This window comes from Nocardia rhamnosiphila NBRC 108938 (assembly GCF_000720425.1).
Lineage (GTDB): Bacteria > Actinomycetota > Actinomycetes > Mycobacteriales > Mycobacteriaceae > Nocardia > Nocardia rhamnosiphila.
The window spans coordinates 158,174-173,828 of sequence record NZ_JOAJ01000007.1; the positions used below are offsets into that span (position 1 = coordinate 158,174).

Sequence of the window (15,655 nt, forward strand, 5' to 3'; positions counted from 1 at the left end):
TCGAACTACCTCGCCCGGGCCGCCGCAGCGACGAGCACCGCATGCAGCAGTCGTGCCTGAATACCGGCCTTCTCGCCGTGCTGGACCACCTCGGCGAACCCGACGCCGAGCGCCTCGGCCACATCGAATCCGCCGGGTTCCGTGGCATGCCCGGCCAACTCGGCACGCCACTCCCGGTAACCGCGCACCATCTCGGACAGCGCAGGGCGCGGACGCGGCTGGGTGTTCAGGTATTCCGAGATCAGCACGCGTTGTGCCCGCCGGTGTGCGACACCGCCACCGGCGGCGTCGAAAGCCCGGCCGAATGCCCGCAAGGTGGCCGTGTAGATATCCGGCTGTGGCGTCGCGCCCGTTTTCTCGGTATCGGCGGTGGCGTCCTGCGGGTGTGCGGGTGGCCGGGATGATCGGGCAGGTGCCTGCGGCTGTTGTGCGGCGCGCCGGTCGAGGGTTATCGACCGGGCACCGCCTTCGCTGTCCGGCGGCGCACCGGCCCACCGCACCGTGCCGAGCTGGTCCTCGAGCTCGGCCACCGCGACGATCTCGAGCACGATCATCGGGTAGTCGGTGAGGACCCGGTCCACCGCGGTGACGAACTCCTGTACCGGCGCGAGCTGAAGATCGGGGTCATCGAAACCTGTCACCTCGACGCCGTGCCGTTCGGCCAATGCGCGTGCCAGCTGTTCGATTGCCGGATCGGCCGCCGACCGCCCGCGGCCGCCGCGCCGATCACGGTCGCGGCCATTGTCACCGCCCGGTGCGTTCGGTCGTTGTGCGGGACCTTGCGGCGGAGCCTGCCCGGTGTTGGCGGGCTTTCCAGCGTTTCCGGGCGAACTCGGCATCCCGGGTTGGCCGGGCGTACGGGGCGGCGTCTCGGTCCACGGGGCTCCGGCCCGTCCCGCGGGCCCTGCGACCGGGCTGCCGGACGGTCTTCCCGACGTCTGGGGCGTATTACGCGAGGGGGCTGTTACCGCCGGGGGCGAGACCGCGGAGGATGGTGGCGGCGCCGCCGGTCCGGACCGCCGGCCGGGGGCGCCGGTCGCCTCGTTGCCCACCGGACCGGATTCGGGCCGGGAACGACTCCACGGCGACTCGGACCGTGGTCCACTGTCCGCAGCGGCTCGCCCCGGGGATCCGGCCGGTGCCGGTGCGCTACCCGGCCGGTCGGGCCCACCGGCCGGGAGTTGGTCGGTGCTCCGTGGCCCGCCGCCGGGATACACCGGCGAATTCTGCTCCGGCGTCACCGCGTCCTGGTCGGATGGGTTCGACCGGGGTCCATCGACCGGCGATTGCGGGCCGACCGTACCCGCCGGGGGCGACTCGGCCATATCGGCCGGTCCTGGGGGACCGGCCGGTACTGGGCCCGTATCCTGGGCAGCCCCGGCCACGCGCGCGGCGCCGTCGATATCCTGTGCACCGAAGTCGTGCGCGGCGCCGATGATTCCGGCCGCGTTACTGCGCATTCCTTCCGCCATGGCCTCCACGGTGGAAACCACTTGTTCGGCGCGCGGCGTGAACTGCTCGGCGAAGGTGCGCCCCATATAGTCGTCGCCGAAGCTGCCTTCCGCCTGCTGCAGGCAGTACCGCAGCCCAGCGTGTGTTTGCTGCACCCGATCGGCGATATCGGCCAGCCGCGCGCCGCGCTCGCGCAGGCCATCCAAGTCCAGTCGCAGTTCGCCGCTCATCGCCCACCTCGGGTGGCGAGCATCGGTCCGCCGGTCCGCAGCCGGAACCGCTGCTCGAAATCGGTGATGAACGCCGACAGCGGCACCGACGAGCTCGACCGCTCCACGACACCGTCGTCTGCGACATAGAAGACCGCCCGGTCGAGCGCGATCTCCCCGTCCGGCACCGGCGATCGCACCATCCAGCCCACGCTGACCCGCTCGGCCCGCAATGTCGAGAGCGGGAACCCGGTCGTGTCGTAACCCCGGCTGCGGATGTGATCACGGACGAGATCCAGTGCCTCCTCTTCCCGGATCCCCACGATGTCACCGGCGACCAGATCGGCGAGCACGAACTGGAAAAGGGCACCGTCGACATCGACCTCGGTACCCTCACCGACGACTTGCGCGATCGCCGCGCGGGTCACCGCCGCGGCCTGCGCAGCCGACACCAGCACTTCAGCGGCATCCGGGGACGGGCCGTCCAGCACGCCCGCCACCACTTTCGCCACCGTATCGGCCGTCCACACGGCGGGCAACGCCGGCGCGCATTCCGCCATCGGAGCGGATTCGCCGCGGTACCACTGTCCCTGATCCCACCAGTAGCAAAACGACAGCATGCCGGTCATCACGCGTGGGTTCAGTACCGCGTCGACCACCCAATCCGGCGCTCCGGCAAATAGTTTCGGCATCCCGCCGTCCCCGTTGTAGGCAGCTTCCAAGACGGGCGCATTCCAGACACCGCCCGACAGCACCGCCCGGTCGCCGGGCAACAGTGTCAACGTCGAACCGCTGTGTCCCGAACTTTCGAAGATGCCGACCGACGGGCCGATCCGCGGGCCTCGTTCCGATCCGGCCGCCACAAAGGCCGCGGCCAGCACCGCCCACCGGGCCCACACCACCGCCAGATCCGGCAACTCGCCGGTCACCGGCACTGCCAGCACACCCGCACTCCGATCCGCGCGCGCACCGTCCGCGGCCGCGCGCGGTGACCTCGACTGGGATTCACCGCGCCCGAGGTAGGCGGCCAGCCACACGGGTAGCCGACTACGCGGATACCGTTCCAGATCCGCCAGATACGCCTGCGGCGCGAACAATTGCTCACCCGGAAACGGCTCCGCGCCTTGATCTTTGACGACCTCGGCCCCATGGGTATCGACGCGCACCACCAGCCGCCACCACGGCCCGTGCTCAGCGGCAGCGGACAGGGCTCGATGCCGGCGCACCAACTCCCACACCGCCTCCGACACCTGACATCGGACCGGATGGTCGCCGTTATCGGCGAGGAACAGCGCCGACTCGGCGACAACGGTCATCGCGAAGGCGGCCTCGAACCGGCGTCGCCTGTCCGGCACGAGCGCACGCAACCCGGCGACGATCCGATCGGCCAGCTCCGCGAGTTCCGGACTCCCGGAACCGATCACAGCACACTCCCACCTCAGCGGATCTCTGTCCTGCAAGCCGGTCTGCGAACCCGACCCGGAGAGCGTTGCCCGGCCGTCAGGATCACACTCGGGTCGAAGAGTTCCGCAATCCGGGCGCGCGCGCAACCGACCCCTGTTGCCAGCCATGGAAAGGACGCCGAGGTGCAAGTTCTCGTCGAACTGTTCATACCCTCTCGACAGCGAGATCCGCACGTGGCAGCACGCGTCGCCGCAGGCCCATCGACCGGACCGCAAGGGTCCACCGGTGTCGTTTGGGCCATACGCCGCAAAGGATGAGTGATCGGGGGCCCGGACCCGATTCGACGACCATCATACTGACACAAAATGACCCTCACACCGTACTTTCAGTGTGAGGGTCAGCTGTCGTAGACAGTGCCATAAAGCGGTTTATTCGTCATGCGAATAATATAGATAAACCCTGGTGGAGCTAAGGGGACTCGAACCCCTGACCCCTACAGAGAGGTTCATGAGACCGCTCGGTCAGGCAAGACATCGACGTTCGGCACCGGCACCCATGATCACCCCGGCGACGGCAACGAGATCAGCCGCATCGTTCCGCTGTGAAGACGGCGAAATATATTCGTCCGCAACGAATTACATTGTACATCGAGGAACGCCCATCGGGACCGAACTGCACGGCCTTCTCGACGGACTACCCCGAACGCACTTCACAACAGAGACTCGGCCCTCGATGACCGGTCGTCAGAACGTCGAGTCAACCGGCGGCAACGCAGCATCCCGGACCACTGCGCCCGAGAGGCTCCGTTACGTCCGTGCAGACGACCGAGCAGGGAGAATCCAATTCGACCGGCGACGCCGCGTCGGCTCCACGAGCAGTCCTGCCCCGGTAGGCACGGGACTATCTCGCTGAAGGCTCTGGCGCACTTCCGGTGGTGCGTATAGCTGAGTGACGCCACGACGCTCAGCGGATGAGGCGTCAGGCCCCGCGCCGGACAGCGGCGGCGACCTCCGGTGGGCCGCCCCACTGCGCAAGCCGCTGATTCCGCCTACCCCTGGTGGGGAACTAAACGATGTTGCCGGGTGGGGTGGATCCGTTCGCGGGCCCGGGGTGCGCCGGGGTTCCGGCCACACCGGATCGGTTCTGCGCCATGGTGGCCGCCGCACCTACCGGACCTCGGTGCACGGCACCGTGCCCGGGCAGGATGACCTCGGCATCCAGGTCTACCAGCGACCCCAACATGCGCGCGGCACCCTCACGGTCGTCGTCGAACATCGCAGGGACCAACTGCGGGCCATCGAGTCTCGACGTGGGGTGCCCGGTCACCAGTCCGTCGCCGGAGATCAGCACTTTCGCCCGCGGCAACAGATACATGGTGTGGCCGGGGGTGTGACCGGCCGTGGGGACCGGAACCGGGCCACCGGGCAGGTCCAGTGCTCGGTCGCCCGGCAACTCGAGCGGATCGGCCAGACCGGCGCGGACAGCGACGCCCACAGGCAGGGCCGAGACGATCCACGGCAGAACCCCGGGACGCCACAGGTTCTTTATCACGCCGATCGGCGAAAGGCCGTAGTGCGCTTCGCGTCTCGCATGTTCCAGTTCGTCACGGTGCAGGTAGACCGGAGTGTTGTACTGCTTGGTGAAGGACAGCGCGCCGCCCAGGTGATCGATATGAGCGTGGGTGATCAGGATGGCCTCCACCTCTCGAGGATCTCGGCCGATCGACCGGATCGAGGACAGGACGTCATCGAATTGACCGGGATATCCGGTATCGACGAGGGTGACCGACTTCCCGTCCACCAGGAGGACCCAGTTCACCAGTCGGGTACCGACGAAGAAGACATCGTCGGCCACTTCCACGGGTTCGACCTTCATTCATCAACTCCTCTGAAATGGGGATTACTGCAAGGATTCGGCATGCTCGACACACTCTCCTATTTCGCGAGCGTTCAGCGCAGTTCGAGGCCGCCACGAATCGCGTGCCGCCGACACCCTGCCCGAGCCGGTCCCCCGGCTTCTATTTTCGGCGAACACGTGCACCGGACGGCGGCGAGTTCCGTTTATGCACGGGGCGGAAACCATGCTGTGTGCCGGCGTCACAATCGGGCGTGTTCAGGCCGCGACCGCGGCGGCAGCCCGGAGTGGACACAGTTGCTCGAAACGGTGGGCACCCGTGGTTCACAGGCGCACCGGGACCCGTGCCTTGCCGTTGAAGATGAATGTAGGCAGCGGTGGCAGGGTATGGGCGGGTTCGGACAGTTCGAGCTGTGGGAAGTGCTCGAACAGCGCGGCCAGTGCCTGGATCGCCTCGAAGCCCCCCAGGGTTGCACCGATGCAGTGGTGCACCCCGTAACCGAACGCGACATGCGACTTGTCGTGGCGATAGATGTCGAACGCCGCTGCGGTGTGGCCGTGGACGCCGGGGTCGCGTCCACCGGCCCCGAAGCCCATGATGATCGCGTCGCCCTGCCGAATCACGACACCGTCGCCGAGGTCGATGTCTTCGACGGCATACCGCAACGGCATGTTCTGCACCGGTGCGTCGAAGCGCAATGTCTCCTCGACGACCGTCGGCCAGGGGACGACACCTTTGACGGCCGCGGCGAGCTGATCAGGGTGGGTGAGCAGGTCGAAGACCGCGTTGGTGATGAGACCCGTGGTGGCAGGCAGTCCGCCGGCGATGGTGACAGCCAGTGCCAGCACTCGTTCCTCGTCGGTCATCTCCGGGGCCCGCGCCAACGTGGCGGCCATATCGGTCTCGGATGCGTCCTGTTTGCCTGCGATCAGCGCGGCCAGCAATCCCATCGCGTTATCGAGTCCGGCGGCGGCCTCCTCGGCGTCCTCGGAGGGACTGATCAGGTCGAGCATAGTTTTGCGCATATCGACCCACTGCTGCTGCGGCACACCGAACAGGTCGCACAATGTCTCGCCGGCGATCACCTGGGCGAAGTCCGTCCGGATATCGATGACCGTGCCGGAGCCGGGGTCACCGAGTTCGGTCAGGAGGGCGGGCAGTCTCAGGCTCAGGTTCTCGCTGAGCGTCTGCAGACGCTCGGGACTGAACGCGGACTCCATGATGGCGCGCAGACGGCGGTGATCGGCGCCGTAGGCGTTGAGGACGGTCGGCGACATGAGGAAGGGAGCGAGCGGCCAGCCCTCGGGCACATCGGCCAGCCCTGGCCAGTGTTGCTGCGCATCGCGTGATACGCGGTCGTTCTCGGCCAACTGCCGCACCGTCTCGTACCTCGTGACCGACCAGGCGATCACCCCACCGGGCAGGGCCACCCGTGCGGCGGGCCCGGCCGATCGGAGACGCTCGGTGTCCCTGTGCAGGAACTTGCCGGTCGGGTCGAGCGAGAGCACATCTGTGGTCAACAGCATTATCCGTTCATAGAAGCAGGAGAAACGCAGGCCGCCTGATGAATCGAATGTCAGCGCTGCTGAGCGTACGATCCCCCGCCGGGCTGATGGCGATGGCGGCCGGACCGAACCAAAACTGGCTCCGACCAGGTTCGACGAGGTAGGTCGGTGCCACTGGTGTGGCCTGGAAACGACAGTACGGCGGCCACCGGGCGGGCGTCCAAGACTTGTTCGGCTTCGAAACGATAGAATTCGACTATCGAGATCAGTCCCCGCCTCCTCCGCTACTTCGTGGCCGTAGCCGAGGAACTCCACTTCGGCCGCGCGGCCACCCGTCTCTACATCGCCCAGCCGTCCCTGAGCCAACAGATCCGCAAGCTCGAGGAGACCCTCGGGACCCCGCTGTTCGTGCGTTCGAGCCGCCGGGTACAGCTCACCGCCGCCGGGCGGACACTGCTTCGCGAAGCACCGGCAGCACTGGCCGCGCTGGAACACGCCGTGCAGGTCACCCGGCTGGCCGGATCAGGGATCGCGACGACGATCCGGCTGGGCTATACCCCGGTCACGGGCTTCGATACGCTCACAACGCTTCTGGATGCTCTCCATGAGGACCATCCGGGCCTCACGGTCGACGCCCGAGAGGTGTACAGCGCCGAGATTCCCGAACGTCTCTGTGCCGGCGACCTGGATATCGGCCTCGCTCTGTCACCGCAACCCATCGACGGGGTAGGTGCCGAGATCCTCCGCAATGAGCCCGTATCCGCGCTCCTGAGCACCCGCCACCGCCTTGCGGCCGTATCGCCGATCCCGGTCGCGGCGCTTCGCGACGAGACGCTGCTGCTGTTCCCGCGCCGACTCGCCCCTGTGTACTACGACGGTATCGTCGCCGCATGCCGGGAAGCGGGCTTCGCACCCGCGATCTGCGCGTTCGGGGATCCGCCGGTGAACGCCGGGCTCGCCCGGCTCGTCAGCGGACGAGAGGTCGGCTTGACCCCTGCGTCGTTCGCTGAGCACGCCGCGAAGCCCGGCACCGGCATTGTTGTTCGCGATATCGTCGATCCACCGATCCCGGCCGAACTCTCGGTGCTGTGGCCCGCGAACGATCCCTCGCCCGCCGTTGCCGGTGTCGTCGCCAACGCCCGGCGCTGCGCTGAACGCAACGGATGGTTACGCCACCTCTCCCCCAGTGCATGAATCTGCGGTCAGCAGCTTTGAGCACCGAACATTCACCCGCCATCGCGTCCATACCGACCTCGAGTTCGGCGTGAACCAAACGCCAGCAGCTCCCGCGCGATCACCATCCCTCACCCTCACAACCGAAATACACCGCCAACGCCGCCGCGGTGTCCTCGATGGTGCGCCCGATCAACATGGCCTTCTACTCGGCGCCGAAGCCGAACCCGTGTCCAGCGAACAACCGAACCTCGGCAACCGACCAACCGACCACCGCGACTCCGTATCCACCAGCAGGCCACCGTAATCGAAAACCACACCCCCTGGTCGACGCCACCGTCATACACCCCATCGAACCAGCGCCAACCCTTCCAACTATTCACAGGCCCAACCAGGCCGCTCTATCATGCCCGAGCGGGGATGCATCTGCAGGGGCCGGTAGTTCGACCCGCCGGAACGTAGAGCCGGCCCCGATTCTCGAGGTATGAAGGCAGATACACCACTTGACTCCTGCACGTAACCCGAAAACCCCGTTTCCGCGCGGCTCGAAGACTCCAAACATGTTCTCCGCGGTGGTGCTCGCTGTCTCGGCTGCCTTGATATTCGGATGCGCAGGGCAACCGGCGACAAGCACCGAACCTGCGATCTCCGCAACACAGAGTGCCGCCCCGAACACCGACGACCCCGCTGCTGCCTCCCCTGGAATCAGGGTCGAAGGCGCTGTAGAGAACCCGCAAACCCTTACCCTCGACCGTCTCCAGCAGTTCGAACGGCAGACACAACAGGTCACCTTCGACTCCAGCACCGGCACCCAGAACCACCACTTCGATGGCGCACTGCTGTTCGACATACTGAACGCAGCCGTACCGACACCGGACCCCACCGTCAAGAACGGGTTGCTACGACTCGCAATCGTCGTCACCGCCTCCGACGGCCACAGCGCCACCTTCGCCTGGGGAGAAATCGCACCCGAATTCGGCGGACAACAGATACTTCTCGCCTACAACCAAGATGGAAAGCCACTACCACGGCCCCGCACCACAGCCCCCGAAGACCACAAAGGCGGCCGGTACGTCTCCAACATCGTCGCCATACGTGTCGTGGATCCAGCCCGATGACCCCGACCGCACTTCGGCAGTTCGGCACGGCAACCAGGTGTTTCCTGTGTAGATGGCGGTGACCGTCTGGTGATCGGTCGACGGCGGCGCCCTCGACCAGCGGAAAGGACAGGCGACGGCATCCCTCGCAACGTTGCCCGACCGGCCGGGACGGATCATCGCGGTGCAGGATCGCCTTCCGCGGCACCACCACCAGTCCACTGTCCCGCAACTCGGCGTTACCGTCGACGATCAGGCTGTGTCCACCTTCCCCCTGCGGTGGCCACAGCACCGTAACCGCCGGGGACCTCGACATTGCGGCGGGTACCAGATCCGACGCGCCCGATGCACAGTAGGTTCTGCCGCACCCTCGCCTGAACCGCCACTACGTGCGGATGGCCGTCTGCCCCGACGGTGATTCAGATAGATCAGCGAGAACCCCGCCAGAACGATACCCAATTCTGCATCCTGCCCGACGTCCGTGGGGGCGGCGCAGACCGGGGCCACGAATCCGGCCGCGCCGGTATCGAACCCTACCTCCAGAACAAATACGTCTGGGCCCAGATGTAGACGACGAAATCCGGCTTCGACCGAACGGCGATGATGGGCAGGTAGTTCAACCAGCTACCTGACCACTCATCCGCTTCGGATACCTTCACTGCCATTGGCTTCATGGCCCATCTCCGACGTGCCCCACCAGGGACACCGCCAACCACCGATCACCGGATCGACTTCCGACGAATAGGCAACAGAAACCTACATCAGCCAAACCTAACCCGGCCGAAACGAAATACCGATCCCGAAACCGAGGGGTTTCCGTGGAGTTGGATCAAATAAGACAGGTCAAGACCGATACAATACCTGTCCTGACCTGCAATTTTTGTGGAGCTAAGGGGACTCGAACCCCTGACCCCCACAAAGAGGTTCATGAGACTGTTCGGTCCGGCAAGACATCGACGTTCGGCACCGACACCCACGATCACCACGGCGACGGCAACGAAATAGCCGCGTCTTTTCGGTGTAAGGACGTCGAAATATACTTGCTCGCAACGAATTACACCGCGCACCGAGGAACGCGCATCAGGACCGAACTGCACGCCTCCCCGCCGGACTACTCCGAACGCACTCCACAACAGAGACTCGACCCTCGATGACCGGTCGTCAGAACGTCAAGTCAACCGGCGGCAACGCAGCATCCCGGACCACTGCGCCCGAGAAGCTCCGTTACGTCCGTGCAGACGACCGAGCAGGGAGAATCCCATTCGACCGGCGACGCCCCTTCGGCTCCACGAGCAGTCCTGCCCCGGTAGGCACCCGACGCCGACGTCATATCGACGATGAAAGCGCGGGGTAATCGGGGGGGCCGACTCTGGTCGGCGCCACACCCGCGAAGCACCACCAGACGGCGGCGGCGTTCAGCCGGCCGGGAAGAGTTGATCGAGGTGGTAGCGCACGAGTTCGTTGGCGGTCTCGATGTTCTGCTGGCCGGCCAGCACGCTGGTTCCGAGGCCGTTGGCGAGAACGACCAGCCGCGCGGCCTCCTGGCGTGGGTCGGCCCCGGCGGCGAGGTCTCCCTGGGCGGCGGCGCGGGTGAGCGTGTCGGAGAGTTGCTGCCCGAGGCGGTCGATCCTGGCGGCAAATGGTGCGGCGGCCAGCTCCGGGTCGGTGAGCGCGAGCATCGCATAGGAGGTGCCGACCAGATGGAAGACGCGGCTGGGTTCGTCGGCCGGCAACGCCTCGGTCAGGAACGCTTCGACGAACGGGCGCGGCGGTGGCGGGTCGGGAAGCCCGGCAAGGCGCTGGGTCCAGCGCTGGTGCGATTGCCGTTCGAGGTGTTCCAGCGCGCCGAGCAGTAGCCCGGTTTTGGTGTCGAAGTAGTACTGCACCAACCGTAGCGAGATCCCCGCTTCGGTGGCGACCGAGCGCATGGTGACCGCGTGCAGGCCGTCGCGGGCGGCGACGCGCACGAGTGCCTCAGCGATCTGTGTGCGGCGCGCGGTGTGGTCGGCGGTCCTGGGCACCGCGTTACCTCCTGAATCCCCCGAATTGATACAAACGTATACGGTACAGATGTATCAGGTGAGGTGGTGGGTATGCGACTCGACCCGGGCGATACCGCAGCAGGTTCCGCGGAACCGGTGCGGGCCGCGGCGGTACTGGTGGTGGTGTGCGCGGCACAGTTCATGGTGGTGCTCGATATCTCGGTGATGAACGTGGCGCTACCTTCGATCCGCTCGTCGCTGGGTGTGGGCGAGGTCGAGCTGGGGTGGGTGGTCAACGCCTACGCCCTGGTGTTCGCCGGGTTGCTGCTGCTGGGTGGGCGGTTGGTGGACCTGTTCGGGCGGCGGCGGATGCTGCTGGCGGGACTGGGGCTGTTCACCGTGGCGAGCCTGGCCGGTGGGCTGGCCGAGACCGGGACGTGGCTGATCAGCGCGCGAACGGTACAGGGGCTGGGTGCGGCGGCGTTGGCACCGGTGACGTTGGCGATCCTGACCACGACCTTCCCCGAGGGGCCGGGCCGGACCCGAGCGCTGGCGGTGTGGACGGCGCTCGGGATGGCCGGTGGCACGGCGGGAAACCTGCTCGGGGGTGTGTTGACCGAGTGGTGGTCGTGGCGGGCAACCCTGCTGATCAATGTTCCGATCGGGGTGGCTGCTGCCGTGGTGGCGCTGCGCGTGATCACCGCCGACCGGCCGACGATCCGGCCGCGACTGGATGTCGTGGGAGCGGTGCTGGTCACCGGCGGGATCGCCACGCTGGCTTATGGAGCCGGGGAGGCAGCGGCCCACGGCTGGACTGCCGCGCCCACGGTGGCCGGGATCGGCGCGGGTGTACTACTGCTGGCGGCATTCGCGCTGCTGGGAGCAAAGTCCGTGCGTGCACCGCTGTTCCCGCTGCGGCTGTTGCGGATTCGGTCGGTCACCGCCGGAAACCTGATCCTGCTGCTGGCCGGCGCATGCCTGAATCCGATGTGGTTTTTCCTCACTCTGTCCATGCAGGCCGGTCTCGGTTACGGCCCGCTGCAGACCGGTTTGGCGTTCTTGCCGCACACTATGACCACCATCACGGTCGGGGTCTGGGTCACGCCGTGGCTGATGCGCTTCGTCGACTGCCGGGTGTTGATCGCGGTGGGTGCTGTGGTGGCGGCCGCCGGGTTCGCGTGGCAGGCGCAACTGCATTCCGGAAGCGGCTTTGTGGCCGGAATCCTGGGCCCGGCAGTGGTGTTCAGTGTCGGGGCCGGTTTGTTGAACACCCCGGTCACCGCTGCGGTGACTTCCGGAGTCTCGCCCGGGGATGCGGGGGCGGCATCGGGGCTGATGAATACAACCAAGCAGGTCGGCGCCGCGCTCGGGTTGGCGGTGCTGATCACGGTCGCCGCACCGGGCAATCTGGAGGGCTACAACCGGGCGTTCGCCGCGATCGCGGTGGTGATGGTCGTGGCTGCGGCCGCCACGGTACTGCTGCCCGCCCCCCGAGCTTCCACCGGAGCCGGGCGGTAGCGTACGGCACCCGAGGTCAGGAAGATTTCGGGTTCGCGGTAGCGGTCTGGTCCCGATGTGGGCGGTGATGTCGGGAATTGCCGGTGGCGGTGTGGGGTGACGGCTTCGAATGCGTCGGTGATGCGGGTGATCGAAGAGCGCGGGTTGGCCGTCCCCGCTGGTGTTCGGGCCGCTCACGGCCGCCACCTTCATCACCACCGGCTACCTACTCGCCGCCGGGATCGCCGCGGCTATCCCGGCCGGTCTACTGCGACTTTCCATCCCCGATCCCACTATCGACGCGGCGAGCCTCGATCGCGGAGACCGGGATCGAGACCGCCGCAGACGATCAGGATGATCCTGCCCAGTCCGATCGGGCCGCGAGCAAGTCGCCGAATTCCTCGGCGTAGGTGAGATGTCGGCGCAATCGATCCGCACTGTCGTGGGTTCGCTCACGGCACTGCCGAAGGAATTCCGCGGCCTGCGTGCGTTGTTCGCCGGTGGCCGCCGGATCGTCCAGTACCTCGAACGCGTCGAGGAGTTGTTTCATCTCCGCCAGGGTGAATCCGAGGGGTTTCATGCGCCGGATCACCAGCAGCCGTTCCACATCCGCGGTGGTGTAGAGGCGGAACCCGCCGGCCGAACGCGCCGAGGGGATCACCAATCCGACTTCTTCGTAGTGGCGGATCGTCTTGATCGACAACTCGGTGCGCTCGGCGACCTGCCCGATCTGCAGGAAACCGGTCTCTCCCGGGGTGCTGCCCATCGGTCAGTGCGCGCCGGCGAGGTGACCGGACAGCTGCCCGTGCCGGGCTTCGGAGGCCGGGTTGAGGCCGATGATCTCCACATGTTTGCCCTTGGCGGCGTATTTGGTGGTGATCGCGTCGAGCGTGGCCACGGTGGAGGCGTCCCAGATATGCGCATCGGACATATCGATCACGATATTGCGTGGGTCACCGGCGTAGTCGAACTGGTAGACCAGATCGTTGCTGGAGGCGAAGAACAACTCACCCCGCACCGTATACACGCCGATAGCCCCGTCGGCATCGGTATCTGCCTCGTACACCTTCTCCACCTCGGTGAAATGCGCGACCCGGTGGGCGAAGGCGACCATCGCGACCAGCACCCCGACGATCACCCCGTAGGCGAGGTTGTGGGTGGCCACCGTGACCCCGACGGTGACCAGCATGACCGTGGTCTCCGCGATCGGCATCCGCCGCAGCGTTCTCGGAGCGATGGAATGCCAGTCGATGGTGCCGACAGAAACCATGATCATCACCGCCACCAGCGCGGCCATCGGAATCTGCGCGACCAGCCCGCCCAGCCCCACGACCAGGATCAGCAGGAACACTCCAGCCAGGAAGGTGGAGATGCGGGTACGGGCCCCGGAGACCTTGACGTTGATCATGGTCTGCCCGATCATCGCGCAGCCACCCATACCGCCGAACAACCCGGTCACCAGGTTCGCCACGCCCTGCCCCCAGCCTTCACGGGTCTTGTCGGAACGACTGTCGGTGATGTCGTCGACCAGCTTGGCGGTCATCAGCGACTCCAGCAGCCCGACCAGCGCCATCGCCATCGCATATGGGGCGATGATCTTCAGCGTGTCCAGGGTGAACGGCACATCCGGAATGAGGAACGACGGCAGACTCGACGGCAGCTCACCCTCGTCCCCGACATCCGGCACGTTCAACGCGAACACCATCGTCGCCGCGGTCAGCACGACAATCGCCACCAGCGGCGCCGGGACCACGGTCGTCAGTTTCGGCAGGAACACCATCACCACCAATCCGGCGGCGACCATCGGATACACCAGCCACGGCACCCCCAACAGGTGCGGAAGCTGGGCGGTGAAGATCAAGATCGCCAGCGCGTTGACGAATCCGACCATCACACTGCGTGGGATGAACCGCATCAGCTGGCCACCCCGGCCACGCTCAACGCGATCTGCAGCACCCCGGCCAGCAGCACGGTGGCGATCAGATAGTCCAGTCCGTGCTCTTCGACCACAGGAGCGATGACTAGGGTCTGTGTCGAAGTAGCAGGTGGGGTGGCAGCGCGCAGCGGTGCCACCCCACCTGGCGTTTCACGAAAGATGCTGTCCGCGTTGGCAGATAGGCGAGGTCTCCGGTAAGTCGGTTGAACGACCAAGTAAAACCGAAGACCGACCGGAGACCTCATGGCCAGCGTAGCGGTGGCGGGGCGCGCGGATCTGACCGACGCGCAATGGGCGCGGCTGCAGCCGCTGCTGCCCCGTCACAAGAAAGCGGGACGTCCGCCCGTGTGGACGAAACGACAGATCATCGACGGAATTCGGTGGCGGACCCGTGTCGGTTGCCCGTGGCGAGACATTCCACCGCAGTACGGGTCCTGGTCGGCGGTCTATGGACTGTTCCGGCGATGGCAGCGCGCCGGAGCCTGGGTGGTGATCCTGAAGACGCTGCAGTCCTTCGCCGAAGCCGCGGGCCGGATCGGGTGGCAGATCAGCGTCGACTCCACGATCATGCGTGCTCACCAGCACGCGGGCGGGGCCCGCCGCGACCCCGACGGTCAAACCGAACCGCCGAGCGGGCCCGGCGAGTGTGAACCCGGCGATCACGCATTGGGTCGCTCCCGCGGTGGGTGGACAACAAAACTACATTTGGCCTGCGAGGACAGCTGCCGGGTGATGAGCATGCTGCTCACCGGCGGCCAGGCCGGGGACAGTCCGCACTTCGTGGCGGTTCTCGACCGCATCGAGGTGCCCCGCCCCGGCAGCCGGGCTCGTCGCAGACCTGAACGAGTACTCGCCGACAAGGCCTACTCCAGCCGCAGCAACCGCGTCTGGCTGCGTCGTCGAGGGATCAAAGCCACGATCCCGGTGCCGGCCGACCAAGCCGGCCACCGCCGGGCCCGTGGTTCGGCCGGTGGACGGCCACCAGGGTTCGACCCGGTGATCTACCGCGACCGCAACGTGGTCGAACGCGGCATCAACCAGCTCAAACAACATCGTGCGGTTGCTACCCGATTCGACAAACTCGCCGTCCGCTACCTCGCGACCATCCACATCGCAGCGATCAACCAATGGCTCCGCCATGACTGAGCAGGACGGGCCGCCAGCCCGCCACCCTGCTCACCACTTCGACACAGACCCTAGTGCGATCGCGCCGGTAGCCGCAGAGATCATGGCCCGGCGACCGCCCACGATGGCGATGGTGACCGCCATGGTGAACGAGGCGAACAACCCGATCCGCGGGTCCACGCCGGCGATGATGGAGAACGAGATCGCCTCCGGTATCAACGCCAGTGCGACCACCAGCCCGGCCAGAACCTCGATCCGCAGTCGTTTCGGGCTGCGCAACGCCGCCCACACCGAACCCTCGACCACCTCGGGCCGGTCAGTTGCGGAAACCATGGAAAGACTCCTGTCCAGGATATCGGCGCACGCGGGCGCCGCCACGAGGCTCACCGGCCGGAACAAACGGGAAGACACAGAAGAGGA

General features: G+C 66.5%; 10 protein-coding genes and 2 pseudogenes. 4 read left to right on the plus strand and 8 right to left on the minus strand.

Annotated elements, in window-relative coordinates; all coding sequences use genetic code 11:
- Positions 1–5: 5 nt before the first annotated feature.
- From IG75_RS39260 to IG75_RS0122915, 4 genes are all read right to left on the minus strand, one after another.
- Positions 6–1,682, minus strand: a complete 1,677-nt coding sequence (locus tag IG75_RS39260) for a hypothetical protein (RefSeq protein ID WP_030523539.1) — start codon at positions 1,680–1,682, stop codon at positions 6–8.
- Complete coding sequence (locus IG75_RS39265) at positions 1,679–3,085, minus strand: hypothetical protein (protein WP_036515008.1); 1,407 nt, start codon at positions 3,083–3,085, stop codon at positions 1,679–1,681. Before IG75_RS39265 ends, IG75_RS39260 begins: the two co-directional genes overlap by 4 nt.
- A gap of 1,045 nt (positions 3,086–4,130) precedes the next feature.
- Positions 4,131–4,940 carry an MBL fold metallo-hydrolase gene (locus IG75_RS0122910; protein ID WP_051714844.1) on the minus strand — a complete coding sequence of 270 codons (810 nt, stop codon included), beginning with the start codon at positions 4,938–4,940 and terminating at the stop codon, positions 4,131–4,133.
- 303 nt (positions 4,941–5,243) lie between these two features.
- Positions 5,244–6,446 carry a cytochrome P450 gene (locus IG75_RS0122915; protein ID WP_030523536.1) on the minus strand — a complete coding sequence of 401 codons (1,203 nt, stop codon included), beginning with the start codon at positions 6,444–6,446 and terminating at the stop codon, positions 5,244–5,246.
- Between the two features lie 243 nt (positions 6,447–6,689).
- Between IG75_RS0122915 and IG75_RS0122920 the strand changes: the two genes are divergently transcribed.
- Positions 6,690–7,619, plus strand: coding sequence for a LysR family transcriptional regulator (locus IG75_RS0122920; RefSeq protein WP_281181622.1), 930 nt, complete (start codon positions 6,690–6,692; stop codon positions 7,617–7,619).
- Between the two features lie 539 nt (positions 7,620–8,158).
- Positions 8,159–8,716, plus strand: a complete 558-nt coding sequence (locus tag IG75_RS36520; protein ID WP_051714846.1) for a molybdopterin-dependent oxidoreductase — start codon at positions 8,159–8,161, stop codon at positions 8,714–8,716.
- 1,394 nt (positions 8,717–10,110) lie between these two features.
- On the opposite strand, the gene IG75_RS0122935 is transcribed toward IG75_RS36520, so the two are convergent.
- Positions 10,111–10,716: a TetR/AcrR family transcriptional regulator gene (locus tag IG75_RS0122935; protein WP_030523533.1), complete on the minus strand. Its 606-nt coding sequence runs from the start codon at positions 10,714–10,716 to the stop codon at positions 10,111–10,113.
- A gap of 72 nt (positions 10,717–10,788) precedes the next feature.
- Between IG75_RS0122935 and IG75_RS0122940 the strand changes: the two genes are divergently transcribed.
- Positions 10,789–12,195, plus strand: coding sequence for an MFS transporter (locus tag IG75_RS0122940; protein WP_051714872.1), 1,407 nt, complete (start codon positions 10,789–10,791; stop codon positions 12,193–12,195).
- 328 nt (positions 12,196–12,523) lie between these two features.
- Here IG75_RS0122940 and IG75_RS0122950 read toward each other — a convergent pair whose 3' ends face one another.
- The gene (locus tag IG75_RS0122950; protein WP_030523531.1) at positions 12,524–12,940 is read right to left on the minus strand and encodes a MerR family transcriptional regulator; all 417 of its coding nucleotides are present in this window, start codon (positions 12,938–12,940) and stop codon (positions 12,524–12,526) included.
- Between the two features lie 3 nt (positions 12,941–12,943).
- Positions 12,944–14,355 (minus strand): annotated as a pseudogene (locus tag IG75_RS36525) (SulP family inorganic anion transporter).
- On the opposite strand from IG75_RS36525, the gene IG75_RS0122960 reads away from it, so the two are divergent.
- Complete coding sequence (locus tag IG75_RS0122960) at positions 14,354–15,256, plus strand: IS5 family transposase (RefSeq protein WP_030523530.1); 903 nt, start codon at positions 14,354–14,356, stop codon at positions 15,254–15,256. The pseudogene IG75_RS36525 and the gene IG75_RS0122960 sit on opposite strands and share 2 nt — an antisense overlap.
- Positions 15,257–15,307: 51 nt before the next feature.
- Here IG75_RS0122960 and IG75_RS38435 read toward each other — a convergent pair.
- Positions 15,308–15,568 (minus strand): annotated as a pseudogene (locus IG75_RS38435) (SulP family inorganic anion transporter); the annotation flags it as partial.
- Positions 15,569–15,655 lie beyond the last annotated feature (87 nt).

Coding starts and splice junctions, on each gene's coding strand:
- IG75_RS0122910 (WP_051714844.1), bottom strand. CDS start 4,940: ATGAAGGTCGAACCCGTGGAAGTGGCCGACGATGTCTTCTTCGTCGGT.
- IG75_RS0122950 (WP_030523531.1), bottom strand. CDS start 12,940: ATGGGCAGCACCCCGGGAGAGACCGGTTTCCTGCAGATCGGGCAGGTC.
- IG75_RS0122940 (WP_051714872.1), top strand. CDS start 10,789: ATGCGACTCGACCCGGGCGATACCGCAGCAGGTTCCGCGGAACCGGTG.
- IG75_RS0122915 (WP_030523536.1), bottom strand. CDS start 6,446: ATGCTGTTGACCACAGATGTGCTCTCGCTCGACCCGACCGGCAAGTTC.
- IG75_RS39260 (WP_030523539.1), bottom strand. CDS start 1,682: ATGAGCGGCGAACTGCGACTGGACTTGGATGGCCTGCGCGAGCGCGGC.
- IG75_RS0122960 (WP_030523530.1), top strand. CDS start 14,354: ATGGCCAGCGTAGCGGTGGCGGGGCGCGCGGATCTGACCGACGCGCAA.
- IG75_RS36520 (WP_051714846.1), top strand. CDS start 8,159: ATGTTCTCCGCGGTGGTGCTCGCTGTCTCGGCTGCCTTGATATTCGGA.